The organism is Paucilactobacillus vaccinostercus DSM 20634 (assembly GCF_001436295.1).
GTDB classification, from domain to species: domain Bacteria; phylum Bacillota; class Bacilli; order Lactobacillales; family Lactobacillaceae; genus Paucilactobacillus; species Paucilactobacillus vaccinostercus.
Genome location: NZ_AYYY01000072.1, coordinates 1 through 747, shown reverse-complemented (window position 1 = coordinate 747; position 747 = coordinate 1). Strand labels below are relative to the sequence as shown.

The window sequence follows — 747 nt, the reverse complement described above, 5'->3', positions numbered from 1 at the left end:
TTCGCCAACCAACATCAGAAATACTCATAGCCAGAGCGTGATTTCGTAACATATTCTTACTTCTAAGCTCTTCAGCGACAACCAAATCGTGATTCTTGATAAGTGTGGTCGAGACGAGATGTAGAAAGTTTTTGCGACGATTAGCAATTTTACGCTGAATAGTGGCAACAACGTTACGCTGTTTCTGATAATTCTTGGCATCACGTAATGGCCGATGTTCTTGTTTGGCACGTCGTGCCCGTCGAGAGAGCTTGCGTTGTGCTTTTGCCAACTTCCCGCTAACAGAACGATAGTAGCGGGGATTAGCAACAATATTCCCTTCGGAATCAGTTAGAAAATTATCAGTATTTAAGTCAATTCCAATAGCGGTAGCAGTTTCATTACTAACTTTGTCTGCAAAAGGTTGTTCAGATGCTAATTGCATTGCTACATAGTAACGACCGGTAGCGTCCATTGAGATCGTGGTCGTACCAATACGAATACTGTCCATACGATTGAATATTTTTGGGGGTATTCCCTTGAAACGCAAGCGACCTAACTTCGGTAATTGAACCTGCCGAGAATTAATGATCCGAACACTACCGTTTTGTATGTTAGGTATTGCTAATTTACTGGCATACATGCAAGAAGTTTGGTAGCTTTGTTCAATTCTTTTTCTATGAAATACTGGTGTTCCAGCATGATGAACTTCTCGAAATAAATTCCAAGCAGCACGATAATTTTTGATAGCATTAGCTTTCATTAAAC

1 protein-coding gene is annotated in these 747 nt (G+C 40.4%); it reads right to left on the bottom strand.

Annotated elements, in window-relative coordinates; all coding sequences use genetic code 11:
- Positions 1 to 747: RNA-guided endonuclease InsQ/TnpB family protein (locus tag FC26_RS12400; protein WP_157061219.1), on the bottom strand; the 747-nt coding region annotated here is incomplete at both ends.